We start from the raw sequence: 26,901 nt of genomic DNA, 5'->3' as shown, positions 1-26,901 counted from the left end.
CTGGAACCGGTCGGGCATCGTTCATGTCGGCGCGTCACCCCATCATCTCGGTGACCGGCTCGTCCGGGGCCGGCACGACGTCCGTACGCAACACGTTCGAGCAGATCTTCCGCCGCGAGGATGTCAGTGCCGTCTATATCGAGGGCGACGCTTTCCACGCCCTCGATCGCAATGCCATGCGCAAGGCGATGGCGGAGGAGCCGACGCTCAGCCATTTCGCGCCACGCGCCAATCTTCTCCCCGAGCTGGAGGAGGTGTTCCGCACCTATGGCGAATCAGGCATCGGGCGGACGCGTCATTACGTCCACGACGCCGCCGACGCTCAGGCGTATGGGGCAGAGCCCGGCACGTTCACCCCCTGGGAGGATTTTCAGCCTGGTTCGGATCTGCTGTTCTACGAGGGACTCCACGGTTGCGTGGTCGACGACAATGTCGACATGGCCCGCTACGCCGATCTCAAGATCGGCGTAGTACCGGTGATCAACCTCGAATGGATTCAGAAGCTGCACCGGGACCGCTCGTTCCGCGGTTATTCCACCGAGGCGGTCACCGACGTCATCCTGCGGCGCATGCCCGATTACGTGCAGACGATCTGCCCGCAATTCACCTGGACGGACATCAACTTCCAGCGCGTGCCCACGGTCGACACGTCGAACCCGTTCATCGCCCGCTGGATTCCCACCGCCGACGAATCGATGGTGGTCATCCGCTTCAAGGACCCGAAGGGCATCGATTTTTCCTACCTGATCTCGATGATCCAGGGCTCCTTCATGAGCCGCGCCAATTCCATTGTGATCCCGGGCGGCAAGCTCGATATCGCCATGCAGCTCATCCTCACGCCGATCATCATGCAATTGGTGGAGCGCAAGCGCCGGCTTGCCTGAGACCGCCGAACGTCCGGGCTCATGCTCTTGCCGGACCGACAGAGTGAACGAGATAGTCCGAATGACGACCCGCACGACCGGCCCCATCATCTCCCCGTCGATCCTCTCGGCTGACTTCGCCGCCCTTGGCAAGGAGGTTCGCGCGGTGTCCGAGGCGGGGGCGGACTGGATTCATCTCGACGTGATGGACGGGCATTTCGTGCCCAACATCACCTTCGGGCCCGATGTGGTGAAAGCGCTCCGACCCCACAGCGACAAGGTGTTCGACGTTCATCTGATGATCGCGCCGGCCGACCCGTATCTCGCGGCGTTCGCCGAGGCGGGAGCGGATGCGATTTCGGTCCATGTGGAGGCCGGTCCGCACATTCACCGCTCGCTCCAGACTATTCTGAACCTCGGAAAGCGCGCCGGAATCGCGCTGAATCCGGGCACCCCTGCGAGCGCCATCGAACCCTTGATCGACATGGTCGACCTCGTCCTGGTGATGACGGTGAATCCAGGGTTCGGAGGGCAGAGTTTCATCCCTTCGACGCTCGAGACCATCGCCCGGATCAAGGCGATGAGCGCCGGACGCGACATCGATATCGAGGTGGATGGCGGCATCACGCCCGAGAATGTGGGCCTCGCCGCTGCCGCCGGAGCCAACGCGTTCGTGGCCGGAAGCGCCGTATTCAAGGGCGGGCCCGCCGGCTATGCCGGGCGCATCGCCGCCATCCGGGCGGGCGCCAGCGGCACCGTCGCATGCTGAAGGCGCTGATCTTCGACGTCGATGGGACACTCGCCGAGACCGAGGACCTGCACCGACAGGCATTCAACCGGGCCTTCGCCGAACTGGGGCTCGACTGGAACTGGTCGCCGGAGGCCTATGCCGACCTTCTCACCGTCATGGGCGGGAAGGAGAGGCTCGCGCATTACGTGCGGACCGAGCATGGCGAGCCGGATGCGCAGCGTCGCGTCCAGATGAGCGAGATCCACGACCGCAAGACCAGGATCTATGGCGATCTCGTCACGCAGGGGGCGCTCGCCCTGCGCCCTGGCATTGCGCGCCTGGTCGAGGAGGCGAAACGCGCGGGCCTACGTCTCGCGGTGGCCAGCACCACGAGCAGGCCCAATATCGATACCTTGATCGCCGTGAATTTCCCCGAGGGCAATCCGTTCGATGCCATCGCCTGCGGCGACGAGGCCGAGCGCAAGAAACCCCATCCAGACGTGTTCGTGCTCGCCCTGAAGCGCCTCGGGGTCGAACCGGGCGAGGCCATCGCCTTCGAGGATTCCGCCCCCGGCATTCGCTCCGCCCTGGATGCCGGCCTGCCGGTCATCGCCACGCGCAGCCTCTATACCGGTGGTCACAGCCTGGAGGGCGCGTTCTCGGCCGTTTCCGATCTCGGCGAGAGGGAGGCGCCGCATAGCCATCTCGCCGGATCGGCATGGCCCGGCGACGTCATCACTCTCGCGGCGTTGAAGGACTGGCACGCCCGGCACGCGGGGTGACCCCTTTCGCGGGCCGCGGAAACAAAGTCGAGCCCGCAACGATGCCGAGGCAGGCGGTAAAGGCAAGGCGCCACCAGGGCCGCACCGCGCCGCCGTTTCCTTCGTCTGCCATCGCTTCTGTCCCCGTTGCGGGGAGAGAAACTCCCCTGCCGCATCAACGCCGGGGGCCTCACCGCGTTGCCTCGATGAGCGGACCCGGCCTATAACCCGGCTCAACCCCGTTGCGGTGACGCGCGCGCGCACTTCCGCTCCACCTCCGACACGACCCAAGGTCACGCTATGGCCGGCCATTCCCAGTTCAAGAACATCATGCACCGCAAGGGCCGCGTCGATGCGGTCCGTTCCAAGATCTTCGGCAAGCTCGCCCGCGAGATCACGGTTGCGGCCAAGCTCGGCATGCCCGACCCGGCGATGAATGCGCGCCTGCGCGCCGCCATCATCGCGGCACGGGCCGAGAACGTGCCCAAGGACAATATCGAGCGCGCCATCAAGAAGGCCTCGGGCGCCGACGCCGAAAGCTACGACGAGATCCGCTACGAGGGCTACGGCCCGGGGGGCGCTGCCCTCATCGTCGAGGCGCAGACCGACAACCGCAACCGTACCGCCTCCGACGTGCGCTCGGCCTTCACAAAGTCCGGCGGCAGCTTGGCCGAGACCGGCGCCGTCTCCTTCATGTTCGACCATGTCGGCGTGGTGGAGTTCGATGCCAAGGTGGCGGATGCCGACACGATGCTCGAGGCTGCCATCGAGGCAGGCGCCGACGACGTGCGCTCCTCCGAGGACGGCCACGAGATCACCTGCGCCCAGGATTCCTACGGCGAGGTCTCCAAGGCACTGGAGGCCCGCTTCGGCGAGCCGCGCCGCACGGCCCTGATCTGGAAGGCCCAGAACACCATCGAGGTCGACGACGAGACCGGCGAGAAGCTGATCCGCCTCGTCGAAGTCATCGAAGACCAGGACGACGTCCAGAACGTCTACGTCAATTTCGCTCTCTCCGACGCTCTGGTCGCCAAGCTCGAAGGGTGAGCGGCCCGGAGCCACAAGCGATCATTCCAGATCCGATAGTCCCCTTCATGATGGCGGATCCGGGATTCACTCTGGTGCCGCGCGTGCTCGGCTGATCCGGCATCCGCTTCGTTCGAGCGGAGCCAGGATCAGGCTGCTTTTACGGTGTCGAGGAAGCGGTTGACCAACGCCGGCGCGTCAGCGTTCCGAGCCCCGCCAGAACGGTTGCCGCCAGGATCGGCCCTGTCGGAACGTTCCCGCTGAACTGAGCTCCGGGCCCGGCGATCGGCAGTATTAGCCAGAGGCAGATGCTCAGGAATCAGTCGGAGCTCCGCCGGCAAGTCTCGATATCCGCCATCGGAATTCTGATCTTTCGGATACGCCGGACTCGTGGCACCGGAGCTTACGTGCGCGTCGCCGGTATCCGCGACGAGCTATGCGCTGGAGACGTAGAGACGGGCGACGAGATCCGGTGGGACGGCGGTGACCACGACGCTGTGGGTCCGTCCCCCCATGGATAGGATCGTTTCCCGCCAGCTCAGGCGACGAGGGCGGCAATGTCTTGCCCATGCCATCGCCCATGCCTTGGCACAAGACTTCGTTCACGATATGTCCTTAACGCTCAGATCGGCGCGGCGCTCGCGCCCGGACCTGTCCAACCCATGATTTTGTCACCTCTGGTTTTGAGCGCATGACCGGCTCCGTCCGCATCCTCGGCATCGATCCCGGCCTGCGCCGGACCGGCTGGGGTCTCATCTCCGTCGTCGGGACGAAGCTGACCTATGTCGATTGCGGCGTGGTGACGTCGGATGGGGACCTGCCTCTCGCCCTGCGCCTGCGGGAATTGCACGAGGGCATCACCCGCGTCGTGTCGGGTTTCTCGCCCGACGAGGTCGCCGTGGAGGAGACCTTCGTCAACAAGGACGCGCAGGCGACGCTGAAGCTCGGCCATGCCCGCGCTATCGCCCTGCTGGTGCCGGCTCTGGCGGGTCTGCCGGTCTCCGAATACGCCGCCAACCTGGTGAAGAAGACCGTCTGCGGCTCGGGCCATGCCGAGAAGGTGCAGATCCAGGCGATGGTGAAGTTTCTGATGCCCAAGGCCGAGTTCAAGACAGCAGATGCCGCCGATGCCCTCGCCATCGCCGTCACCCATGCCAATCATCGCGGTGCGCATGCGCTGAAGAAGCTCCACGCTCCCGTCGCCGGGGTGAGCGGGCTTGCCGCCGCACGGATCGCGGCGGCTCTGGCGAAGAGGTGAGCATGTCCTCTCCCGGCGCTGGGCGCGGGGAGAGGGGGCTTTACGTCCTGGGCGGGTTTACTGGGCCTTGAACTCGCCCTCCAGGCGCAGGCTCACTTCGTCGCTCACTGCCGGCACGAAGGCCGAGACACCGAAATCCGAACGCTTGATCACGGCCCAGCCATCGAAGCCCACGGTGTAGCGCTTGTCGACGGGGTTGGTGCCGGCTTGGTTGAACGTGGCGTCGAAGGAGACGGGCTTCGTCACACCCTTCAGGGTGAGGGTGCCGGTGATCCGCGCCGTGGTCGGGCTGGTGGGCTCCACCAGGGTCGCCGTGTAGGTGGCGGTGGGGAACTTGGCCGTGTCGAAGAACTCGGGGGCCTGGAGATGCTTGTTCAAGGCATCGTTGAGGCCGTTGATGCTGGCCATGCCGATGGTGACGCTGAGCTGGCTCTTTGCCGGCTCCTTCGGATCCAGAACCGCCTTGGCCGCCACATCGGTGATCTGCCCATAATAGGTCGAGTAGCCGAGATGGATCACCGACCAGGTGATCTTGCCGTGTGCCGGATCGAGCACGTAGGTGCCGGGCTTGACCTGGGTCGGGTCGCGCGACGGACCGGCTTCGGGTGGCGTCTCCTGCGCGTAGGCGCAGGGCGAGGCCAGAAGCAGGAGGGCGAGGAGGCGCGTGCGCATCATGCGGTCACTTTCTCTATGGCTGGTCGGACAGGAGGGCCGGTCCCTGATAAGACCCTGTCTCTGATGACGAGATGATGCATGATCGGCAAGCTGAAGGGTGTGGTGGATTCCTACGGAGAGGATTTCGTGATCCTCGACGTGCAGGGGGTCGGCTACGTGGTGCATTGTTCCGCCCGGACCTTGCAGCGGATGCCGGGCGCGGGCGAGGCCGCTTCCCTCGCCATCGAGACCCATGTCCGCGAGGACATGATCCGGCTCTATGGTTTCCGCTCCGATGCCGAGCGCGAATGGTTTCGCCTGCTTCAGACCGTTCAGGGGGTCGGCTCCAAGGTGGCCCTCGGCCTGCTCTCCGTGCTGGAGCCGGAGGCCCTCGCTACCGCCATCTCCATGGGCGACAAGACCGCCATCGCCCGCGCGCCCGGGGTCGGGCCACGCCTCGCCGCCCGGCTCACCGCCGAATTGAAGGACAAGGCCCCCGCCTTCGCGCCGATCGACCCCGCCGTCCTGGCCCTCTCCGGAGCGGTGGAGGATCGAACCGCGCCTCAGCCCGCCGCCGATGCCATCTCGGCCCTGGTCAATCTCGGTTACGCCCCGGTCCAGGCCTCCGCCGCCATCGCCGCCGCGATGAAGGGAGCCGGTGAGGGCGCCGAAGCCAAGACCCTTATCCGCCTTGGCCTGCGCGAACTCGCCCGGTGAATCGGATGGTCCAAGGCGCAAATCCGCGTCCGGCCCGACGCCTGTTTTAACGGTTTATGCTACATAGTTGCCCATCGTCCCACGGGAGAACCAGCTTTCGTCCTTCCGGTAAACTGTCTAATCCGCTATCGACCGGAGCCCCGACTGGGCGGACCGCGCTCCGGGATTGAATATGACGGGCTTCTGGACATTCCTGGCGACCGCGCTGGTCTCCTGCGCGGCAGTGGCACCGGCGCTGGCCGCCGATCCGGCCGGCGCGCAGCCACCCGTTCCGGATGCGCCTTCGCCGTTCTTTCTCTTTACCGATACCCAGGTGAGCTACCACTACCAGTTCCCCGCCGCCGAGCCGGGTATACGGGTGCGGGACGCCGACGGGTCGTTCCGCTCGCGCGGTATCCCCAAACAGATCTTCAATGTCGCGCATGCCAATGCCTGGGCCTACGGCACCAATCTGTTCTCGCTCGACATCCTGAAATCCGGAGCGCAGGAGCGAGCCGGTACCACCAACGCGCCTGGCGGGTTCCTGCTTCGCGATGAGGGTGCGACGGAAGTCTACGGCCTCTACCGCGGCACACTCAGCCTCAACGCGCTCACCGGGACCAAGGCGTTCGTGGTGCCCGGCCTCGTCAAGGACATCTCCCTGTCCTACGGGTTCGACGCCAATACGAAGGATACTGCCTTCGGCCCCCGCAAGCGCAACGTCGTCGGCGGTCTTAACCTTTCCTTCGACGTGCCGGCCGGTTTTCTCAACGCCTCGGTCCATGCCTACAAGGAGTGGAACCGCAACGGCTTCAATCCCTATCCGAACCGGGACATCAGCTACGACACCGTCCCCGAGATCGAGATCGCCTATAGCTTCCCGCTGGCCTTCACCGGCCTGCCGCTCAGCGTCACCGGCATCAACAACATTGTCCTGCCCAAGGGGCGCGGTGTCCGTAATCCAGCGATCTTCGCCTTCAATCGAGAGACGGGGCTCGAATTCGTCTCCCGCACCAATCTGGTGCTCGACCTCGGCAAGCTCGTCTACGACCAGCCCAACCGCGTCGATGTGTTCATCGGCTTCCAGTACTGGCTGAACAAGTTCGGCAATCTCGAAACGGCGACCCTGAAGGGTACGGAAGAGAAGAGCTTCCTCGCTGGCGTCGCGTTCCACGTCTTCTGAGCGGGTTCGTCCCCGCCAGGATATCGCTGCCGCGAGGACGGTCGCGGTACCGATGGCCACGGCTGTGTGACCTACCCGACTTCGACCCGAGAGACTGCGCCCCAGAGACGGTGTTGCACGCCCACGGGGCTGGCTCCTGTCGTCGCAGGCAGGTCTGCGCGCCTTGCGCAAAAATCCCATGCCAGTTAAGTTATTGAGAATGCGATAGATTTTAAGAGTTCTAAAGAGGCGCTCAAGTCGATGCACGAAACGGGGAATCTGCCTCGCGCACGATTCTTTCGTGGTCGATCGAAGCCTCTCATCCCGTCCAGCGAGCTGTCATGATCGTCTGTTCCTGTAACGTGTTGTCCGACGGCGCCGTCCGCGCCTGCCTCAAGGATGGGCCTGATTGTCCGCGCACGCCGGCACAGGTCCAGGCCTGTCTCGGTTGCAGCCCGAAATGCGGTCGCTGCGCCCGGACGATCCGCTCGATCATGCAGGCGGCCCTGCAGGGTGCTCTGCAAGACGCCGTGGCGGAAGCCGGCCATGCGTGCGGAACGGGTTGCGCCAGCGCTTGTAGTTTGGTTCAATTCCAAACTGCGGAGGAGGGGATCGCCGCCTGAGGGCCTGTGCGAGGCTCCACGCTCCCCTTCATGCTCGAGAAGCTGAACGGGAGTGAGTGTTATGAAGGGTGATGTGAAGGTCGTCGAGTACCTCAATCGAGGTCTCCGCAGCGAGCTGACGGCCGTGAGCCAGTACTGGCTCCATTTCCGGATGCTGAACGACTGGGGCTACATCGACCTCGCCAAGTTCTGGCGCAAGGAATCGATCGAAGAGATGAACCATGCCGACCGGTTCATCGACCGGATCCTGTTCCTCGATGGGTTTCCGAACCTGCAGGAGCTTGATCCGCTGCGGATCGGCCAAAATATCGAAGAGATCATTGCCTCCGATCTCGCGGCCGAGACCGAGGCCCGCGCGCTTTATCTCGAAGCCGCGCAGTATTGCGATTCGATCAACGACCGCGTGTCGAAGATCCTGTTCGAGGAGCTGGCCGCCGACGAGGAAGGCCATATCGATTTCCTCGAGACCCAGCAGACCCTGATCGCTCAGATCGGCCTGCCGCTCTACGCCCAGAAGCATATCGGTGGCCTCGAGGCGATCGCTCCCGAAAAGGACTGACATCACACCAACACCCCGGAATGCAGGCGGCATTCCGAGGGGTTTCGTCGGACGATGAAGGTAAGGCCCGCGCCGGAATGGGGCGGGCCTTTTTTGCATTCAGGACATCTGCTGCGTCTGGGCGCCACTATCCGGGCGTGCCGGACCAAGAACCGGCTCTTCGCCCATGGGGGCGTTCTTGACCACGTTGAACGTACCCTTTCCGTCGAGAGACGGGCCGCTGGTCCAGCGTCCTTCGGGGAGAGGCGAATCGTCGGCGGTGGAGACGAAGAAGCTGTAGCTGTGCTTCTGGCTCTCCTCGCTCTGCGGGAAGCTGTTGGGGATCGGAAGGTTCGCTTCCATGCCGCCCATATCCTCGATGACGGCGAGCCATTGCTGCTGGTGCATCGTGTCGCGCGCGATGAGGAAGCTCCACATGTCGCGCATGCCCGGATCGTTTGTCGCGGTCATGAGGCGCACGGCGAGGGTTCGTCCCGTGGTCTCGGCGGCGACGTTGCAATACATGTCCGCCGCGAGGTTTCCGCTGGCGTAGATGTGGGACATGTCGAAGGGAACGCCGTCGCAATTGGCCGGGAAGGCGGCCATGCCGGTAGAGAGGATGTGGCGGTGGAGCATGCCTTCCACCACGTGACGCGGGTTCTCACCGTTCATCACGGCGCCGACTACCGCATCCTTCACGCCCGCTTCCTGCAGCTTGGTCGGAGCTGTCTCCAAGTTGAGGGCGACGGCGGTGGCGAGCATTTCGATATGCCCGATCTCCTCCGTCGCGGTGTTGAGGAGCATATCGCGATACTTGGTCGTCGGTCCGCGTGCGCCCCAGCCCTGGAAGAAGTACTGCATACAGACGCGGATCTCACCCTCGATCCCGCCGATGGCCTGCTGCAACATCCGCGCATAGACCGGATCGGGAGACTCGACCCGAACGGGATATTGCAGACGCTTGTCGAGATAGAACATGCTGGTCGGCCCTTTCGAGTGAGATGATGCGGCCATCGGCGGATTGACCGCCGATGGATCGCTAATTTAAGAAGTTAGTCCTATAAGCGGCCGTAAGGTCGTTCGGGCGGCCCTGGCCCAGAGGTGAATCCGCCAGCCGCGACGCTGCCCGGAGCGCCAACGGTCTCCGGTCATCAAGTCACGAGCAGATGTGTCGGAGATATCGCCGGTGCGGCCACGATCTCCAGAACTGCCATGGTCGTTATAGACAAGACCATGTTGTCTTGCCGCAATCGCCCATCGTCCTGGCTTGATAAATCTCTCTGAAGCGTAGAGTTCCAGAAAATTGTCGTTGTGTCAGGCATAAGACATAGCAAAAATCGGCGTTAACCTGGATCATGCGCTGTGTTTACATAAGATAGTCGCTCCCGCGGTTCGGGCTCGTCATAGGCGTTGCTGATCCGTGACGCTTGGAGCGAGGTCGTGCTGGACCGAGGCCACTCTGCTTTGTTCTTGCGGGAAGAAGGCGAGATGGTGCCGATCCGTCACGCATTCAGGTGCGCAGGGTCACCGTGAGACCCTCGTGCCACGCATCCGCCTTCGTGGCGGCGGGCGCCTGTCGCCGGCCGGCGACGTAGCGCGCGCGGCGGCGTTGTGCGACATCGGGCGAAACGCCCATCCACCGGAGCAGGCCCTGTGCCGGGCCCCGACCGAGAGCCCGTGTGAGCAAGCTCCCTAGATCGCCGAAATCGCCCACCCTTCATCCGCTGCCGGAATCGCTCCTTACGCCGGAGCGGCGGCCGGACGATGTGGAGCAGTCGATCCGTCCGCTGAGCCTTCCCGAATTCATCGGGCAGCGCGCGGCGCGGGCAAACATGCAGATTTTCATCGAATCCGCGAAAAAGACCGGCTCGGCCCTCGATCACGTCCTGTTCGTGGGGCCGCCGGGCCTGGGCAAGACCACCCTGGCGCAGATCGTAGCCCGCGAACTCGGGGTGAATTTCCGCTCCACCTCCGGCCCGGTCATCGCCAAGGCGGGAGACCTCGCGGCGCAGCTCACCAATCTCGAGGAACGCGACGTCCTCTTCATCGACGAGATCCACCGCCTCAATCCGGCGGTGGAGGAAATCCTCTATCCGGCGATGGAGGATTACCAGCTCGACCTCATCATCGGCGAGGGGCCGGCCGCCCGCTCGGTGAAGATCGAACTCCCGAAATTCACGCTGGTGGGCGCCACTACCCGCGCCGGCCTGCTCACCACGCCGCTTCGCGACAGGTTCGGCATCCCGATCCGCCTCGAATTCTACGATGTCGACGAACTCGAGCTCATCGTCTCGCGCGGCGCGCGGGTGCTCGGCATCGGCATGTCGGCGGAGGGCGCTAACGAGATCGCCAAACGGGCGCGGGGCACGCCGCGCATCGCCGGGCGCCTCCTGCGCCGGGTGCGCGACTTCGCCATCGTGGCCGACGCTCCCACCGTCACGCGCGCCATCGCCGACCGGGCGCTCCAGCTTCTCGACGTGGACCCGGCCGGCCTCGACGTGATGGACCGCAAATACCTGACCATGATCGCCACCTCCTTCGGCGGCGGCCCGGTGGGAATCGAGACCATCGCGGCGGCGCTTTCCGAGCCGCGCGACGCCATCGAAGACATCATCGAACCCTTCCTCATCCAGAAGGGCTTCGTCCAGCGCACCCCGCGTGGGCGCATGCTGACCCCGCACGCCTACAAGCATATGGGTTTTGCCGTGCCCCGGCGCGATCCGGCCTCGCAGTTCGGGCTGTTCGGGTCGGAGGATCCCGATGGCTGAGGCAGCCAATGGCGTCTGCGTTCTGCTCCCTGCAAAGACAGTGCGATGACGGATGGGCAGCGTGTTTGAAGTGAGACGATGTGTGCACATCCCCTCTCCCCGTGGGCGGGAAGACGGGGGCTAACGTCGGTCCGAACAGCAAGTCCTCTGCGATAGAACCGGCCGAAAAGCGACCTCCACCCCATGAGCTCCGACCCCGCATCCTCCCCGGTCCGGATCACCCGCCGCACCGTCTTGCTCGGCCTCGGGGCAATGGCGCTGGCGGGCAGCGGCACGGCGGCCTACGGGATCGGGGTCGAGCCGATGCGTCTCGCCATCACGCACTACCGGATCACCCCGATGGCGCCGTGGCCGGCCGGCCTGACCCTGCGGATCGTGGCCGTTTCCGACGTCCATGCCTGCGATCCGTTCATGACCCCCGCGCATATTCGGCGGATCGTCGAGGCGGCCAACGGCCTCGGCGGTGACGTGATCGTGCTGCTCGGCGACTACGTGAGTGGCATGGACCGGCTCGCCGGGATCGTGGACTCCGCCGATTGGGCGCCCGTCTTCGGGGCGTTGAAGGCGCCCCTCGGCACCTATGCCATCCTGGGCAATCACGATTGGTGGGCGGATCGCGCCGCCTGCGAGCGCGGGCACGGCCCGACCTTTGCCGGGGAGGCCCTGACCCGCGCCGGCATACGCGTGCTCGAGAACGAGGCGTTGCCGCTTCGGGTGAGGGGACACGAAGTCTGGCTCGCCGGGCTCGGCGATCAACTGAGCTTCGAGCGCACATGGTGGCGCTTCGGTATCCCCCGGAAGGGCAGCGACGACCTGCCGGCCACCCTCGCCGCCATCCCCGACGGCGCGCCCTCCATCCTCCTCGCCCACGAGCCGGACATCTTCCCGCAGGTGCCCGCCCATGTGGCCCTCACTCTCTCGGGCCATACCCATGGCGGACAGGTCCGGTTCCTTGGCTACGCACCTGTCGTTCCCTCCCGCTATGGGCGTCGCTATGCCTATGGCCATGTGCGCGAGCAGACTGACCTCGTGGTTTCCGGTGGCCTAGGTATGAGCGGGCTGCCGGTGCGCTTCGGGGTTCCGCCAGAGATCGTGGTGGTCGACCTGTCCTCGGAGCCCATGGCATGAACCCGGTTGACGATCGGATCGGCGAGGAGGCTCTGCCCTCTAGGACACAAGCGGTGAGGATCACGCGCCGGACGGTTTTCGCCGGCCTCGGCGGCATGGCCCTCGCAGGAAGTGCGACGGCGGCCTACGGCTTCGGCATCGAGCCCATGCGCCTGTCGGTGACGCGCTACGCCATCACGCCGAAGGGCCACTGGCCCGCCGGGCTGAAGCTCCGCATCGTGGCGCTGGCCGACATCCATGCCTGCGAGCCGTGGATGAGTGCCGCCCGCATCGCCGGCATCGTCGAGACCGCCAATGCGCTCGGCGGCGACCTGACGGTGCTCCTCGGCGACTACGTCACCGGGCAGAACTTCGTCACTCGCACCGTCGAGGCCGCCGAATGGGCGCCCGAACTCGGCCGCCTCAGGGCACCGCTGGGCACCTTCGCCATCCTCGGCAATCACGATTGGTGGGAGGATCGTACGGCACAGGCACGTGGCGCCGGCCCGACCATCGCCGGTGAGGCCCTGACGCGCACGGGCATCCGCGTCCTCGACAACGAGGCGATCCGCTTGGAAAAGGACGGGCGCGGGTTCTGGCTCGCGGGTTTGGGCGACCAGCTCGCCCTCCTTCCGGGCGCCAAGCGCCACGGCCATGCCCGTATCGGGGTCGACGATCTCGACAAGACGCTCGCCGCCGTGCCGCAGGGCGCACCGACGATCCTGCTGGCGCATGAGCCGGACATCTTCCCGCAAGTGCCGGCTCATGTGGCGCTGACCCTGTCCGGCCATACCCATGGCGGGCAGGTGCGGTTGTTCGGCTATTCTCCCGTGGTTCCGTCGCGCTACGCCAACCGTTACGCCTACGGCCATGTCCGCGAGCAGGCGGATCTCGTCGTCTCCGGCGGCCTCGGCAACAGCATCGCGCCGGTTCGCTTCGGCGTTCCCCCCGAGATCGTCGTGGTCGACCTATCCTCGGAAGCCATCGCATGACCTCTCATCGCATCGACATCCGCGTCTATTACGAGGACACCGATTTCTCCGGTTTCGTCTATCATGCCAATTACTTGCGCTACATGGAGCGCGGCCGCACCGAGCTGCTTCGCGCCCTCGCCATGGAGCAGGTCGATCTGCAGCGCGATGCCAGGTTGATCTTCGTCGTCCGGCGCATGGTGCTCGACTTCCTGAAGCCGGCGCGGATGGACGACATGCTCGCCATCATGACCACCGTCGTCGAACTGCGCGGCGCTTCGATGCCGATGATCCAGGAAGTGCGGCGCGGCGACGAGGTCCTGCTGAAGGCCGAGGTCACCGTGGCGGCGGTGCGGGATGGCCGCGCCGTTCGACTTCCGGACAGCCTCCGCCGGGCCATGTCGCAGCGTTTCGAGAGCCCGTCGCTTTAGGCTCTCGCGGGCCGGCCTGGCTTTCCGTCGGTTAAGCGATGTGCCCAGGACAGCGAGACGTCCGGCGAGAGAGAATCCGACACTTCCTCATGGTTCATTAACCTTGACGGACGAGGAAGGTGCGGCGTGCATTTTGCGATGCACCCCATACTTTCGACAGATTCACCAGCGATCTGGGGAACATACCGCCCGGGTCAGGTGGAGCGCGGGAGTCGACCGCCCGGTCGACCCGGGACGAGGACGAACGCATGAATCCCGCCGATGCCATGCAGGCGCTGCCGCCGCCGGACATGAGCCTGTTCAACCTGTTCTGGCACGCCCATCTCGTGGTGAAGCTGGTGATGGTGGGCCTGCTCGGCTGCTCCGTCTGGTGCTGGGCCATCATCGTTGACAAGACCCTGCTGTTCCGCCGCACCAAGACCGAGATGGACGCGTTCGAGGAGGCGTTCTGGTCCGGCCGTTCGCTGGAGGAACTCTACCGCTCGTTCAACGACCGGCCCGCCACCAATCTCGGCGCCCTGTTCGTGGCCGCCATGCGCGAATGGAAGCGCTCGTTCGAGGGCTCCGGCCGGCAGATCCAGAGCCTGTCCCAGCGCATCGACAAAGTGCTCGACGTCACCATCCAGCGCGAGGTCGAGCGTCTTGAGTCGCGCCTGCTCTTCCTCGCCTCCATCGGTTCGGCCGGTCCCTATGTCGGGCTGTTCGGCACGGTCTGGGGCATCATGACCTCCTTCACGGCCATCGCGGCTTCGAAGAACACGTCCCTGGCCGTGGTCGCACCCGGTATCGCCGAGGCCCTGTTCGCCACCGCCATCGGCCTGTTTGCCGCCATTCCCGCGGTGCTCGCCTACAACAAGCTGCAGTCGAACGTGTCCAAGGCCCAGTCGCGGCTCGAGGGCTTCGCCGACGAGTTCTCCGCCATCCTCTCGCGTCAGATCGACGAGCGCCTGTCGCTCGCCGCCTGATCCAGACCGACAACAGAGCGAGGCACGATCATGGGCATGGCCCACGGAGCGGCGCAGGGTGGCAGCAGGCGGCGTCGTGCGCGCCGCGGCGGCGCCATCAACGAGATCAACATGACGCCGTTCATCGACGTCGTGCTCGTGCTGCTGATCGTCTTCATGGTGGCCGCGCCGATGATGACGGTGGGCGTTCCCCTCGACCTGCCGCAATCCAAGGCGAGCCCTCTCAACTCTGATTCGACGCCGGTGACCCTGTCGATCCGCCAGACCGGCCAGGTCTTCATGGGCGAGGCCGAACTCACCGACGACACCATCGTGCCGAAGCTGGTAGAGACCTCAAAATCCGGCTTCGAGGAGCGGGTCTTCGTGCGCGGCGACAAGCGGGTGGATTATGGCCGCGTGGCCCAGGTGATGGCGATCGTGACCGGAGGCGGCTTCAAGAAGGTCGCCCTCGTCACCGAGCCGGACCAGAAGTAACGGGCGCGGCGGATCGTGAAGCTTCCCTCCAAATTCCGGGAACCGGGCGTCTGGGTGTCGAGCGGCGTGCATGTCGCCGTGCTCACCGTGGCGCTGATGTCCGTCGCCGCTCCCGCCCTGCCCGACGCCCAGGAAGGTGTACCGGTGGAGGTGATGACCGAGCAGCAATTCTCGGAACTGACCAAGGGCGAGAAGAACGCCGACAAGCCGATGCCCGACGCCAAGCCCCGCGCCGACAAGGTCGCGGAGAAGGTCGAGGAGCGCGAGCCCGAGAATGCCAAGGTCGATGCGCCCGCGCCGCCGAAACGCCCGGCCGACATGAAGGTCGCCAGCGCCGAGGAGATGCCCCTGCGCATGCCCGACCACGAATCCGAGAAGGAAGCGGCAGAGGCCGCCGCCAAGGCCGAAGCGGCGAAGCTCGCCAAGGAAGCCGCCAAAGCCGAGGCCGCGAAAGCAGCAGAAGCCAAGGCTGCGGCGGAAGCTAAGGCTGAGGCTAAGGCCGCCGCCAAGGCCGAGGCTGCCAAGGCGGAAGCGGCCAAGGCTGAAGCCAAGGCCGAGGCAGTGAAGGCCGCCAAGGTCGAGGCCGAGAAGCGCGAGAAACTCGCCGAGCTCATCGAGCGCCAGGAGGCCGAGGCCATCGCCAAAGCGGAAGCCGCCAAGGCCGAGAAAGCCAAGGCCCTGGCGGAAGCCAAGGCCCAGGCCGAAGCCAAAGCTCTGGCCGAGGCGAAGGCGCGGGCCGATGCGAAGGCCAAGGCCGAAGCGCTCGCCAAGGCGGAGAAGGCCGAAGCCGAGGCGGAAGCCAAGGCCGAAGCGAAGGCGAAGGCCGAGGCCGAACGTCAGCAGGCCGTCGCGGAGGCCAAAGCCGCTGCGGATGCCAAGGCCCAGGCCGAAGCGAAGGCCAGGGCAGATGCCGCCGCCAAGGCCAAGGCGAAAGCCATGGCGGATGCCCGCGCCAAGGCCGATGCGGAGGCCAAGGCGAAAAAGCAGGCCGAGCTCGCCGACAAGTTCAATTCCGGCGACATCAAGCAGCTGCTCGCCTCGCGGGCGCCCTCGCAATCCACCGGCGCTACCGGCCACGAGGTCCAGCGCACGGCCTCGCTGGGAGCCGCCAGTGGCACCTCGCAGCGTCTGTCGCCCTCCATGCGCGATTCGCTGATCGGGATGCTGACCCAGCAGATCGAGCGCTGCTACTCGGCGCCCCCTGGCGCCTCGCAGGGCGTGGTGCTGCCGATGCTCGACATCCGCCTCTCGGCCAACGGTTCGCTGAGCACCGAGCCGCGGATCATGCGCGGCGGCGCCAACGCCGTGGACCGCTCCCTCGCCGAGGCCGCGCTTCGTGCCGTGAAGCGCTGTGCGCCCTACAAGATCCCGCCCCAGTTCGCGCCGTATTATGACGACTGGAAGGCGATCAACGCGGAATTCGAGTTCTCGCGGGTGTGATACAGGTCGGTGATCCTTCCTTCGGATTCGTCCAATCCCTCTCCCTCAACCTGAGGTGCCGAAGCGTGAGCGACGGCCTCGAAGGAGGCATCCAGGGCCCTCGTGCTGTCTGGAAATCTCCTTCGAGGCCCGCTGACGCGGACACCTTAGGGTGAGGTCGAGGATAGGAAGAACCGACGCTCCCAGAATCCCTGTTCAAGGTTTTCGGAATCTCTTCATGACCGACATTCTCCACCGGCGGCTCGCCTCGCCCCTGGCGTCGCTCCTCGCGGTGCTGGCCCTCGTGCTCGCCTTCGCCGTGCCCGCACAGGCGCAGCTGAACCTGCGGATCGGCGGCGGCTCGTTCCAGCCGATGCCCATCGCCGTCGCCGATTTCTCCGGCGATCCGAGCCTTGGCCTGCTGGTGTCGAGCGTGGTCACGAACAACCTGAGGCGGTCCGGCTATTTCGTGCCCCTGGAGAAGGGGAAGTTCCCTGAGAATCCCGGCTTCGATGCAGTGCCGGGCTTCGACAAGTGGCGTGCCGCCGGTGCCCAGGCTCTCATCACCGGCCGGGTCGGGCGTGATCCTTCGGGCAAGCTCAAGGTCGAATTCCGGCTCTGGGACGTGACCTCGGGCCAGCAGCTCACCGGCCAGCAATACGGCGCGGATGTCGCCAATGCGCGCCGCACCGGCCATCTCATCTCCGACGTGGTCTATACCAAGATCACCGGCCTCGGCGGCTGGTTCGACAGCCGCATCGCCTTCGTCGACGAATCCGGATCGAAGGAGAACCGCCGCAAGCGCCTGATGGTGATGGACCAGGACGGCGCCAATGTCCGCGCCCTCACCAACGGCGAATCCGCCGTGGTGGCGCCGCGCTACTCGCCCTCGACGCAGGACATCGCGTTCATGACCCAGTCCACCGGCCAGCAGCCGCGTGTTCAGGTGATCAACCTCGAGACCGGCGCGCGCCAGGCCATCGGCCGGATGGATTCGATGAGCACCAGCCCGCGCTTCGCGCCGGACGGTCACCACCTCGTCATGAGCGTACAGCAGGGCGGCAACGCCGACATCGTCAAGATGGATCTCGGCTCGAAGGCGCAAACGCCGATCACCAACGGCAACGCCATCGACACCTCGCCGACCTATTCGCCGGATGGGCGGCAGATCGTCTTCGAATCGGATCGCGGCGGCTCGCAGCAGATCTACGTGATGGGCGCCGACGGCTCGAACCCGACCCGTATCTCCTTCGGCGAGGGCTCGGCCTCGCAACCGGCCTGGTCGCCCAAGGGAGACCTCATCGCCTTCACCCGCCAGCGCAAGGGTGGCTTCGCCATCTGCGTGATGAAGCCGGACGGTTCCGGCGAGCGCGTGCTCACCGAAGGCTTCCACAACGAAGGGCCGACCTTCGCGCCGAACGGCCAGTACCTCCTGTTTTTCCGCGATCCGGGCGGCCAGGGTGGCGGCAAGCTCTACATGGTCGACATCACCGGCAAGGTGGAGCAGCCGGTCCCGACGCCGTCCTACGCCTCCGACCCGACCTGGTCGCCGCTGCTCGCGGGGAAGTAGGGGGGAGCGGCTGACGGCGTTGTCGCCGGCATTCCCCCAAGCCAAGTGCTTCCGTCGAAAGGCATTATCCCTTGCCGAGCCCTTGCGTGACGGGAAAGGGATAATGCCACCACGGACGTGGTGGGGATGCGTACCCCGGGGCTACGGCGTCCAAATCACTCCGCCGCCAATAGCCGGTCCCGCGCCTTGAGCGCCGGGAACAAGCGGCCCCACAGCACCGCCACGAGGATCGTCGCGAGCCCGCCCGCTACCACGGCCGGTACCGCGCCGACGAGGGCGGCGAGTGTGCCGGATTCGAACTCGCCGAGTTCGTTGGAGGCGCCGATGAACACCGTGTTCACTGCCGAGACCCGTCCGCGCATGGAATCGGGCGTCTCACCCTGGACGAAGGTCTGCCGCACGTAGACGCTGATCATGTCGGCCGCCCCCGTGACGAACAGGCAGGCCATCGAGAGCGGCAGGGATGTGGACAGTCCGAACGCCGTGATGGCGACGCCGAAGACGGCCACCGCCTGCAGCATCCGCTTACCGGCATGGCGTTCGAGGGGGCGATAGGCGAGGAGGATGGCGGTGACCACCGCACCGGCCGCCGGCATGCTTCGCAACGCCCCGAGCCCAAGGGGGCCGACATGAAGGATCTCGGCGGCGAAGATCGGCAGCAGGGCGGTCGCTCCTCCCAGCAGCACGGCCACGAGATCGAGGCTGATCGCGCCGAGCACCACCGGCTGCGAGCGGATGTAGGACAGGCCAGCCGAGAGGGTGGCCCAGGTCACGGGTGGACGCTCCGTCACGGCAGCGGGCCGAAAGCGGATCGCGACCACGAGGGCGCTCGCCAGGGCGAAGCTCGCCGCCGCCGCCCCGAACACCGCCGCAGGGCCCAGCATGTAGAGAAACCCACCGGCGGCCGGGCCGAGGATCGACGCGCTCTGCCAGAGCGAGGCGTTCCAGGCGATGGCCGATCCGAACAGGGGACGCGGAACCAAGGTCGGAAGAAGTGCCTGGAGCGCCGGGTTGGCGAAGGCGCGCGACGTGCCGATGACCACGACGAGGGCGTAGATGGGCCAGATCGAACCGGTGCCGGACAAGGCGATGGCGACGAGGCCGAGATCGGCCGCGGCCAAGGTCGCATAGGCGATCGCCGTCACCAGACGCCGGTCGTAGGTGTCGGCCACGTGCCCGGTGATCAGGGCGGAGAGCATCGCCGGAAGGAAGCTCGCGAGCCCAACGAGGCCGAGGGCGAGAGCCGAACGGGTCAGGTCGTAGACGAACCATCCCACCGCCACGGCTTGCATCTGGTAGGCGAGGCCGGTGAGAAACCGTGCGGCTCCGTACAGCCGGAAATCGCCGTTGCGGAAGACCGACCAGCGGGGCGCGGCGGATGCTGTCATGAGCGATGGGCCAAGGGCGTGAAGGGAGAGCCGCACCGCATCGTCTCTACAACGCCGAGGGTGCGACAGTGATGCCGCAGCTATGCCGCATGCGAAGTGCGGCCTTGTCGAATTGCTAATCTATCGGCCGAATAATTGCTGGTCGGGACGGAGCGTCATCGGGTTGTGCCAGCATGAACCAAACTAGCCTTGGGCTGAACCCGGAAGGCCAAGCTCAGCTTCCGGCTGACGTTCAAAATATCGTGGCTTCGTCTTCACGCGGCTCGATCCGTGCGTTCCAGAGGAGCGATATTCCGCAGGTCTGTCACCTGTTTTCGCAGACGTTCCGCCTCGGTAAGACTTATCAGGCGGCCAAGCTCGCGGCCTGCCTGGAAGCGACCTATTTCGATTCGCCCGGCTATACCGAGGGCACCGGTTCCATCGTCCATCTGGACAGAAACGGGGCCGTGAACGGTTTCATGGGTGTCATCTCCATGACCATGGTCGTCGGGGAGCGGACCCTGCGCGCCGGCATCCTCAGCGCCTACATGGCCGCCGATCCCGACAACAACCCCGGCATCGGCGTCAGCCTCATCCGGGGCGTCACCGCCCGCGATTTCGACCTCCTCTTCACCGACACCGCCAACCGCACGTCCCTCGATATCGCCCGTGCCACTCGCTTCGTGATCCTGCCGGCGCAGAGCCTCGAATGGGTGAAGATCCACCGGCCCGCGGGGACGGCGGCGTATTTCCTGGGTAAGCGCCTGCCCCGGCTCGCGCGCTGGATCATCCCGATCGCCCGCGTGGCGGATAGCGTGCTCTGGCGATTCCTGCCCTTCGGCTCCCCGCTCCCCGACGGTATCGTCTCGCGCCCTATTGCCGCCGCCGATTTCGCGGAGGCCGCCCGTCCCTTCCTCGCTCACTACGATCTCAAGCCGGACCCGGCCGAACTCGGCTGGTTCGTCGAACAGGCCGGTCTCCAGACCAAGTATGGCCCCCTCCAAATCCGCGAGGTAGTGGATCGGATCGGCCGCCGGATCGGGTTGTATCTCCTCTACGCCCGCCGCGACGGCGTCGCCTATGCGCTCCAGATCTTGGCACTGCCCAACCGCGAGGAACTCGTCGTCGGCCAGATGTTCGTCGATGCGGCTGAATTTGGGGCCGTGGCCGTGCGCGGGGCGACCTCACCCGACCTGATGAAGGGGCTCTTCCGCCAGAAGGGCCTTCTTTATCACCACGTCATGGGAACGATCGCCTGGACGCGCGATCCGGAGCTGGCGGCGACACTTCGCGGCGGTAATGTGTTTCTCGGCGGTATCGCCGGCGAGACCTGGGCTCGGATCGTCACCGAAGATTTCTCGTAACGGGGCGGCGTCCCTACGAGGCGTATTTCACCGTGCAGCCATAGGGCTTTGCAGTCCTAACGCTCACCGGCTTGCCGGCGGCGATCTCGGTGAGGGCAAGGTCCACGTAGTTCTTTGCGGTCTTGAGATCGTCGAGATTGGCGGAGGGCTTGTCGTCGATGCCGCCCTGGAAGAGCAGGGTTCCGTCTCCTGAGACGATGAACATGTGCGGCGTCGTCCGGGCAGCGTAAGCCCGACCGATCGTGCCGGTTGGGTCTAGAATGACAGCGGTGGGGGAGGCGCCGCGGGTCTGTGTCAGACGGTTCGCTGCCTGCCCGTCCACCGCGCCCTGCTCGCCGGGAGCAGACGAGATGACCGACAGCCAGACGATCCCGGCCTCGGTCCACTTCTTCTGCAGGGCCTGCATCGCCTGGCCACCGTAATGCTTCATCACGAAGGGGCAATCGTGGTTGGTCCATTCGAGGACGACGGTCTTGCCCTTGTAATCCTCGAGCCGGACGGTCCGGCCATCGGCATCCGTGCCGGTGAAGAGGGGAGCGGGTTTACCCACCTGTGGGCCTGCCGCCATCGCTGCGTGCATGCACAGTGGACCGGCCAGCGCGGAGGCGATGGCGGCTCCGAGAAACATCCGGCGGGGCAGGGCCATGGCTCTCACCTTTTCGTGGTTTCCAGGGCGGCGCGCTGGTTGGCGGTATTCTCAGGGATCTTGGAGAGTTCGTCGAGGACGATTCCCGATGTCAGGATCTGCGGCAGCACGATGGGCTCGCCCGTCCCGGTGTAAAGCAGGTAGAGCGGCACGCCGCTGCGGCCATGCTTTTCCAACAGGGCGGTGATCTCGGGGTTCTGGTTGGTCCAGTCGCCCTTGAGATAGGTCACGTCACGCGCCTTGAACGCGGCCTCCACGCTCTGCGTGCGGAGCGCCGTGCGTTCGTTGACCTGACAGGTGATGCACCAGGCGGCCGTCATGTTGACGAAGACCGGCTTGCCTTCGGCCACGAGGGAATCAAGGCGGGCCTGGGTGAACGGGGTGATGCCCTCGGCCGTCGCATTCCTCATATCCGCCGAGGCCCGGTCCTGATCGAGGCCGAAGGTCAGCGCGAGGGTCGCCGCCAGGGCCGCAACGGAGGTCAGGCGGGCGAGCCCGGCGCCGATCCCGCCCGCGTGGCGGGCCCGCTCCCAGGCCCAGGCAGCGAGGCCTACGAGAACGAGGCCGGTCAGCGCGGCCAGAAGGCCGGCCGAACCGACCTGCTGGGACAGCACCCAGACGAGCCAAGCCACGGTGGCGTAGATCGGGAAGGCGAGCGCCCCTTTCAGCGTCTCCATCCAGGCGCCCGGACGTGGAAGGCGCCGTACAGCCGCCGGCCATGTGGTGAGGACGAGGAAGGGCAAAGCGAGGCCGAGGCCGAGGCTCGCAAACACCGTGAGGCTCACCAGCGGTGCCTGCGTGAGTGCGAACCCTACCGCAGAGCCCATGAAGGGGGCAGTGCAGGGGGTGGCCACCACCGTTGCCAGGATGCCGGTGAAGAACGAACCTTCGAGCCCCGCCCGCCGGGTCAGCCCATCGCCGAGCCCGGCGATTCCGCCGCCCAGATGGACCACACCGGAGAGGCTGAGGCCCATCGCGAAGAGCAGGTAGGCGAGGCCCGCCACCACGAGGGGTGATTGCAGCTGGAAGCCCCAGCCGATCCCGGCGCCCGCGCCCTTGAGGGCGATGAGCAGCCCCGCCAGGGAGAGAAAGGCGGCGAGGACGCCGGCGGTATAGGCGAGACCGTGCAGGCGCACGCGGGAGGCCGGCTCGCCCGAATGCTTGACGAGGCTCAGCACCTTGATCGACAGCACGGGAAAGACGCAGGGCATCAGGTTGAGGAGGAGCCCGCCGAGGAAGGCGAGGCCGGCCGCACTCCACAGGGTCAGGCTTTCCTCGGGCGACGCCTGTCGCGCCGTGGGCGCTGTCTCCCCCGGAATTGCCCCACCGGGAGACGCCGCCGGCGCGTCGCCGATGGCATAGGAGCGCTGGACCGTGCCATCGGCGGTTTGCTCGTCGAAGGTGAAGACGCCGGGAAGCTCCGTCGGCGCGGGCTCGCCGGGTGTCGCCCGCGCAAGGCTCAAACGGAACCCCTTGTCGTCGATGGTCAGGGTCTGCGAAGCGGCGTTCTCGATCGCCGTCTCGGAATAGGGGAAGAAGGCCGGCTGGCGGATCGCGTCGGGTTTCAGGCCGGGCGCGTCGGCTGTGAGGACCAGCCTGTCGCCCTCGCTCGTGAGTTTCACCGGCCAGGGCGAGGGAACGGGGAGGGCCGCGCGGGCATCCTCGAACAGCAGGATGTTGGTGGCCGAACTGCCGGTGCTGGTTCCTGGAGCGGCCACCGGGACGCTCAGCTTCAGGTCGGCGGACCCCGGAATGCATTCGCGCTCGCAGACGAGGTAGGTGAGCTTGGCCGTGAGTGTCACGGCCTTGCCGGGCGGCAGCACCGCCGGCGGGGTCACCTCGGCCAGCAGCACCGTCTCACCCTCGAAACCGAAATTCACCAGGTGAGCCACTGGAATGCGGCTCGGCGTCGGCCACTGGATCGCGCCCGCCGTGAAGCCCTGCGGCAGCGACCAGGCGACTTCCGGCGAAAGACCGGAATCGCCCGGATTGCGCCAGTAGACGTGCCAGTGCGGGCGCATCACCATGCGGATACCGATGGTGAAGGGTTCCCCGGCCCGGATCGCGCCCGGCTCGGCCACGAGGTTCGCCTTGACGAGGTCGGCCGGCGGCTTGAGGCCTTGCGCCGAGGCGCCAGCCGCACCGATCAGCGCGAGGAGCAGGAGGGCGAGGAGCCGGATCATCGAAACCTTGAGGCGGAGGGGGCACCGAACATGGCACCCTGACGCCTAGATATGGCCGTTTGGTGCCGGGGTAAAACCGGCGGCGCGCGATTGCCCGCGACGGAATCGCCGCAATGGTGCGCTTCACGTGAGTCGGCGAGGTTCACAGGAAGCGTCGGGGGTCGAAGGGCGCGAGGGGGATTTCCGGTGTCGCGCCGCCGACGAGCTGGGCAACGAGGCGTCCGGTCCGCGCCGAACCGACAAGACCCACATGGCCATGGCCGAAGGCGTAGACGACATCCGTGGTCTTGCGCGCCGTGCCGATACAGGGCCGCCCATCCGGCATACTTGGGCGGTGGCCGAGCCAGACCTTCAGGCGGTCGGCCGGTATCGGGTTCGGCAATTCGGGAAACATCGAGATCAGGTGGTCGCGCAGGATCTCCGCGCGCTTCCAGTTGGGGGCCGCCGCCAGCCCGGCGAACTCCACCTGACCAGCCGCGCGCAGGCCGCCATTCATGAAGTTCACGATCATCTTGGCATCCGATGCCATGACCGGCGTGCGCGGCCCCGCCTCGGCACCGGTCACCATGACGTGGTAGCCGCGCTCGCTCTCCAATGGCAGCGGATCGCCGAGGGACGCGGCGAGAGGCTTAGACCGGGCGCCCGCCGCGACGACGGCGCGGTCGCAGGGTATCTCGCCCTGTTCCGTCGTGACGGCGGCGAGGCGCCCGCGTTCAAGCCGGAACCCGGTCGCGCGGGTGGCGATCCGGGCGGCCCCGCGCGCCTGTGCCAGATCGGACAGGGCGGCGACGTATCCGCCGGGATCGCGGCAATGGCCGGCCTCCTCGACCACGAGGCCGAACGTGTAGCGCCGATGCAAGGTCGGCTCCCTCTGCCGCAACTCATCGGCCGAGAGTTCGAGCCACGTGACGCCGACCCTGCGCCTGATCTCCCAGGACCGCGCCTCGCGCTCGAAGGCCGCCCGGTCGGGATAGACATGCAGCACGCCGCGCCGCTCGACGAGTTGCGGGACCCCCGCCTCCTCGGCGAGCGTCGCGTGGAGCTTGGGCGCATCGACGAGGAGTGTCCGCAGGGCGCGTGCGGTCCGCTCGATCCGGGGCGTGGTGGAGGCGGCGAGCAGAAACCGCGTGAGCCAGGGCATCACCTTCGGCAGGTAGGCCCACCGGATCGAGAGCGGCCCGAGCGGATCGAGGAGGAAGGACGGCACCCGCTTCCACATGCCGGGCTCGGCCGGTGGGATGACCGAATGCGACGAGAGCCAGCCGGCATTGCCATAGCTCGACGCCTGCTCGCCGCCAGGAGAACCGGGATCGACTACGGTGACTCGGTGGCCCGCCCGCAGGCATTCGATGGCGCTCACCGTCCCGACCGCGCCTGAGCCGATGACGACCACGTGAAGACCCGTCTGGGCGGTCATCGGTTCTGTTCCCGTGCGGATATGTCGATGAGCCTCGTCATCAAGCGCGGCGCCCGTTCGCCTGCAAAGGCCGCGTCGCCGCTTCGAGCCACACCCGCGTCTCGTCGTCGAGATCGGCGTTCAGGGCGTCCCGCACCCGCGCGTGATACGAATCGATCCAGGCGATCTCGGCCTCGTCCAGCAGCGAGAGGTCGATGAGGCTGGCATCGTAGGGGGCGAGCGTCAGGGTCTCGAAGCCGAGCATCGGCCGGTCCCCGCCGGGGATCGCCCGTTCTTCCACGAGGACGAGGTTCTCGATGCGGATGCCGTAGGCGCCGGCCCGGTAGTAGCCGGGCTCGTTGGAGAGGATCATGCCGGGAGAAAGGGCGGTGGTGCCGGTCTTGGCGATGCGCTGCGGGCCTTCATGGACGGAGAGAAACGCGCCGACGCCGTGGCCGGTGCCGTGATCGAAATCGAGCCCCGCCTCCCAGAGCGGCGCGCGGGCGAAGGAATCGATCTGCGCACCCGTGGTGCCCTTCGGGAACATTGCTCGCGCGATGGCGACATGGCCCTTGAGTACGCGCGTGAAGCGGTCGCGCATCTCCTTCGTCGGTGTCCCGATGGCGACGGTGCGGGTGATGTCGGTGGTGCCGTCGGCATATTGCGCGCCCGAATCCACGAGGAACAGTTCGCCCTCGCCGACCGTACGGTCTGTGTCGCGGGTCACGCGGTAATGCACGATGGCGCCGTTCGGGCCGCTGCCCGAGATGGTCGGGAAGGAGATGTCCCGCAACAGGCAGGTCTCGCCGCGAAAATCCTCCAGAGCCTCCACGGCGGCAATCTCGGTGAGGCGGCCGCCCGGCGCCTGCCGCGAGAGCCAGGCGAGAAAGCGGGTGACTGCGATTCCGTCGCGTTGATGGGCCGCGCGCGATCCGGCGATCTCGCCCGCGTTTTTTACCGCCTTCATCAGCGTGATCGGATCCGGGCCGGGATCGACCCGGCCCCCGGCCTGTTCCACCAGTGTCGCCAGCGCCGACGCGCCGGTGGCGGAATCGAGCCTGATCCTGGACTCTCCGGCAGCGAGAGCGGCGAGGGCGGCGTCGAAATCCGCCCGCCCGGCGATGTCCGCGGCGGACGAGAGCGCGTCCCGCAAGTCGGGATCGATGGCGGACGAGGTCAGGTAGAGGGCGGCGCGTCCCGTCCGGGGGACGACGGCATAGCCCAGCGCCAGGGGCGTATGTGCCACGTCGCCGCCGCGCAGGTTGAAGGCCCAGGCGAGATTGTGCGGATCGGAGATCACCAGGGCGTCGCAGCCGCCGCGTCCCAACGCCTCGCGGATGCGGCTCAGCTTGGCCTCGACGGATTCCCCGGCGAGTTCGAGGGGATGCGCCACCACCGCGCCCGCGGGAGAGGCCGGCCTGCCGGTCCAGACTGCATCGACGAGGTTCTCAGGGACCGGCGTGATGCGGGCCCCAGCCTTGGTCGCCGCCTTCTCCAATTTGGCGACGCCCTCGGCGGTGTGAAGCCATGGATCGTAGCCAAGTACGGAACCCTGCCTCAGATGCCGGCCGATCCAGGCTTCGAGACTGGTTTCGGCGAGCTGAACCGGGGTGAGGATCGTGGTGTCCACCTGGGCGGGGGCCTGCAGCGTGTAGCGCCCGTCCACCACCAGGGCCGCTTCGTCGGCAAGGATCACGGCAGTGCCGGCCGAGCCGGTGAAGCCCGTGAGCCAGGCGAGGCGTTCGGCATTCGTGGGCACGTATTCCGACTGATGCTCGTCGGCGCGGGGCACCACGAACCCATCGATCCCCGCCCGCCGCATCGCCTCCCTCAGGGCGGCGATGCGCGTCGCGCCCTCCCGGTGGCTCGGATCGTCGAAGGTCTGGAAGCGGGCGCGGCTCATGGCGCCGAGAGTTACGCGCCGCCGGA

Annotated in this window: 26 protein-coding genes; 18 read left to right on the top strand and 8 right to left on the bottom strand. The window is 66.5% G+C overall.

Translation table 11 applies throughout. The features are described 5' to 3' along the window. Positions 1–23: 23 nt before the first annotated feature. The 5 genes from RQI43_RS19515 (at position 24) to ruvC (ending at position 4,638) form a co-directional block, all read left to right on the top strand. Positions 24–884, top strand: coding sequence for a phosphoribulokinase (locus tag RQI43_RS19515; protein WP_056434471.1), 861 nt, complete (start codon positions 24–26; stop codon positions 882–884). A 61-nt stretch (positions 885–945) separates the two neighbouring features. Then, entirely contained in the window at positions 946–1,632 is a 687-nt protein-coding gene (rpe, locus tag RQI43_RS19510) for a ribulose-phosphate 3-epimerase (RefSeq protein ID WP_056434468.1), read from the top strand. Next, positions 1,626–2,375: an HAD-IA family hydrolase gene (locus RQI43_RS19505; protein ID WP_311276281.1), complete on the top strand. Its 750-nt coding sequence runs from the start codon at positions 1,626–1,628 to the stop codon at positions 2,373–2,375. The genes rpe and RQI43_RS19505 overlap by 7 nt, the downstream gene beginning before the upstream one ends. Before the next feature lie 279 nt (positions 2,376–2,654). Further along, positions 2,655–3,401: a YebC/PmpR family DNA-binding transcriptional regulator gene (locus RQI43_RS19500; protein WP_207412230.1), complete on the top strand. Its 747-nt coding sequence runs from the start codon at positions 2,655–2,657 to the stop codon at positions 3,399–3,401. Positions 3,402–4,071: 670 nt separating this feature from the next. Continuing rightward, positions 4,072–4,638 carry a crossover junction endodeoxyribonuclease RuvC gene (ruvC, locus tag RQI43_RS19495; protein WP_056434462.1) on the top strand — a complete coding sequence of 189 codons (567 nt, stop codon included), beginning with the start codon at positions 4,072–4,074 and terminating at the stop codon, positions 4,636–4,638. Positions 4,639–4,695: 57 nt separating this feature from the next. Here the strand turns inward: ruvC and RQI43_RS19490 are convergent, their stop codons facing one another. After that, positions 4,696–5,313, bottom strand: coding sequence for a YceI family protein (locus RQI43_RS19490; RefSeq protein WP_056434460.1), 618 nt, complete (start codon positions 5,311–5,313; stop codon positions 4,696–4,698). A gap of 78 nt (positions 5,314–5,391) precedes the next feature. On the opposite strand from RQI43_RS19490, the gene ruvA reads away from it, so the two are divergent. The 4 genes from ruvA (at position 5,392) to bfr (ending at position 8,332) form a co-directional block, all read left to right on the top strand. Further along, positions 5,392–6,009 carry a Holliday junction branch migration protein RuvA gene (gene ruvA / locus RQI43_RS19485; protein WP_311276280.1) on the top strand — a complete coding sequence of 206 codons (618 nt, stop codon included), beginning with the start codon at positions 5,392–5,394 and terminating at the stop codon, positions 6,007–6,009. A gap of 172 nt (positions 6,010–6,181) precedes the next feature. After that, positions 6,182–7,171 (top strand): hypothetical protein, encoded by a 990-nt coding sequence (locus RQI43_RS19480; RefSeq protein ID WP_311276279.1) that lies wholly within the window; start codon positions 6,182–6,184, stop codon positions 7,169–7,171. A 320-nt stretch (positions 7,172–7,491) separates the two neighbouring features. Beyond that, on the top strand, positions 7,492–7,773 hold the full coding sequence (locus RQI43_RS19475; protein ID WP_056434454.1) for a bacterioferritin-associated ferredoxin: 282 nt from the start codon (positions 7,492–7,494) through the stop codon (positions 7,771–7,773). 61 nt (positions 7,774–7,834) lie between these two features. Next, positions 7,835–8,332: a bacterioferritin gene (gene bfr, locus RQI43_RS19470; protein WP_056434452.1), complete on the top strand. Its 498-nt coding sequence runs from the start codon at positions 7,835–7,837 to the stop codon at positions 8,330–8,332. A 99-nt stretch (positions 8,333–8,431) separates the two neighbouring features. Here bfr and RQI43_RS19465 read toward each other — a convergent pair whose 3' ends face one another. Beyond that, positions 8,432–9,289 (bottom strand): manganese catalase family protein, encoded by an 858-nt coding sequence (locus RQI43_RS19465; protein WP_056434450.1) that lies wholly within the window; start codon positions 9,287–9,289, stop codon positions 8,432–8,434. Positions 9,290–9,821: 532 nt separating this feature from the next. Next, a complete protein-coding gene (locus RQI43_RS19460) occupies positions 9,822–9,947 on the bottom strand; it encodes a hypothetical protein (protein ID WP_311276278.1) in 126 nt (41 codons plus the stop codon). A gap of 43 nt (positions 9,948–9,990) precedes the next feature. Here RQI43_RS19460 and ruvB point away from each other — a divergent pair, with 43 nt between their 5' ends. From ruvB to tolB, 8 genes are all read left to right on the top strand, one after another. Further along, the gene (ruvB, locus tag RQI43_RS19455; protein ID WP_018041980.1) at positions 9,991–11,079 is read left to right on the top strand and encodes a Holliday junction branch migration DNA helicase RuvB; all 1,089 of its coding nucleotides are present in this window, start codon (positions 9,991–9,993) and stop codon (positions 11,077–11,079) included. 183 nt (positions 11,080–11,262) lie between these two features. Continuing rightward, a complete protein-coding gene (locus RQI43_RS19450; RefSeq protein ID WP_311276277.1) occupies positions 11,263–12,207 on the top strand; it encodes a metallophosphoesterase in 945 nt (314 codons plus the stop codon). After that, the gene (locus RQI43_RS19445) at positions 12,204–13,178 is read left to right on the top strand and encodes a metallophosphoesterase (protein WP_311276276.1); all 975 of its coding nucleotides are present in this window, start codon (positions 12,204–12,206) and stop codon (positions 13,176–13,178) included. Before RQI43_RS19450 ends, RQI43_RS19445 begins: the two co-directional genes overlap by 4 nt. Then, the gene (gene ybgC, locus RQI43_RS19440; RefSeq protein ID WP_311276275.1) at positions 13,175–13,588 is read left to right on the top strand and encodes a tol-pal system-associated acyl-CoA thioesterase; all 414 of its coding nucleotides are present in this window, start codon (positions 13,175–13,177) and stop codon (positions 13,586–13,588) included. Before RQI43_RS19445 ends, ybgC begins: the two co-directional genes overlap by 4 nt. 248 nt (positions 13,589–13,836) lie before the next feature. Next, positions 13,837–14,553 (top strand): protein TolQ, encoded by a 717-nt coding sequence (gene tolQ / locus RQI43_RS19435; RefSeq protein ID WP_207412235.1) that lies wholly within the window; start codon positions 13,837–13,839, stop codon positions 14,551–14,553. A 30-nt stretch (positions 14,554–14,583) separates the two neighbouring features. Then, on the top strand, positions 14,584–15,027 hold the full coding sequence (locus RQI43_RS19430) for a biopolymer transporter ExbD (RefSeq protein ID WP_056434437.1): 444 nt from the start codon (positions 14,584–14,586) through the stop codon (positions 15,025–15,027). A gap of 15 nt (positions 15,028–15,042) precedes the next feature. Next, a complete protein-coding gene (gene tolA, locus RQI43_RS19425) occupies positions 15,043–16,467 on the top strand; it encodes a cell envelope integrity protein TolA (protein WP_311276274.1) in 1,425 nt (474 codons plus the stop codon). Between the two features lie 217 nt (positions 16,468–16,684). Beyond that, positions 16,685–18,016, top strand: coding sequence for a Tol-Pal system beta propeller repeat protein TolB (gene tolB, locus RQI43_RS19420; protein ID WP_311276273.1), 1,332 nt, complete (start codon positions 16,685–16,687; stop codon positions 18,014–18,016). A 155-nt stretch (positions 18,017–18,171) separates the two neighbouring features. Here tolB and RQI43_RS19415 read toward each other — a convergent pair whose 3' ends face one another. After that, positions 18,172–19,404 (bottom strand): MFS transporter, encoded by a 1,233-nt coding sequence (locus RQI43_RS19415; RefSeq protein ID WP_311276272.1) that lies wholly within the window; start codon positions 19,402–19,404, stop codon positions 18,172–18,174. A 173-nt stretch (positions 19,405–19,577) separates the two neighbouring features. Between RQI43_RS19415 and RQI43_RS19410 the strand changes: the two genes are divergently transcribed. Then, positions 19,578–20,747: a hypothetical protein gene (locus RQI43_RS19410; protein ID WP_311276271.1), complete on the top strand. Its 1,170-nt coding sequence runs from the start codon at positions 19,578–19,580 to the stop codon at positions 20,745–20,747. A 13-nt stretch (positions 20,748–20,760) separates the two neighbouring features. Here RQI43_RS19410 and RQI43_RS19405 read toward each other — a convergent pair whose 3' ends face one another. The 4 genes from RQI43_RS19405 to RQI43_RS19390 all read right to left on the bottom strand — a co-directional run bounded on the left by RQI43_RS19405 (position 20,761) and on the right by RQI43_RS19390 (position 26,875). Then, positions 20,761–21,393 carry a redoxin domain-containing protein gene (locus RQI43_RS19405; RefSeq protein ID WP_311276270.1) on the bottom strand — a complete coding sequence of 211 codons (633 nt, stop codon included), beginning with the start codon at positions 21,391–21,393 and terminating at the stop codon, positions 20,761–20,763. Between the two features lie 5 nt (positions 21,394–21,398). Beyond that, positions 21,399–23,576: a protein-disulfide reductase DsbD domain-containing protein gene (locus tag RQI43_RS19400; RefSeq protein ID WP_311276269.1), complete on the bottom strand. Its 2,178-nt coding sequence runs from the start codon at positions 23,574–23,576 to the stop codon at positions 21,399–21,401. Between the two features lie 142 nt (positions 23,577–23,718). Beyond that, entirely contained in the window at positions 23,719–24,993 is a 1,275-nt protein-coding gene (locus RQI43_RS19395; RefSeq protein WP_056434423.1) for an FAD-binding oxidoreductase, read from the bottom strand. Positions 24,994–25,033: 40 nt separating this feature from the next. Then, entirely contained in the window at positions 25,034–26,875 is a 1,842-nt protein-coding gene (locus RQI43_RS19390) for an aminopeptidase P family protein (protein ID WP_311276268.1), read from the bottom strand. Between the last annotated feature and the right edge of the window lie 26 nt (positions 26,876–26,901).

Origin of the sequence: Methylobacterium sp. WCS2018Hpa-22 (assembly GCF_031843785.1) — a bacterium.
GTDB lineage: Bacteria > Pseudomonadota > Alphaproteobacteria > Rhizobiales > Beijerinckiaceae > Methylobacterium.
This window is presented reverse-complemented; position numbering and strand designations above follow the sequence as displayed.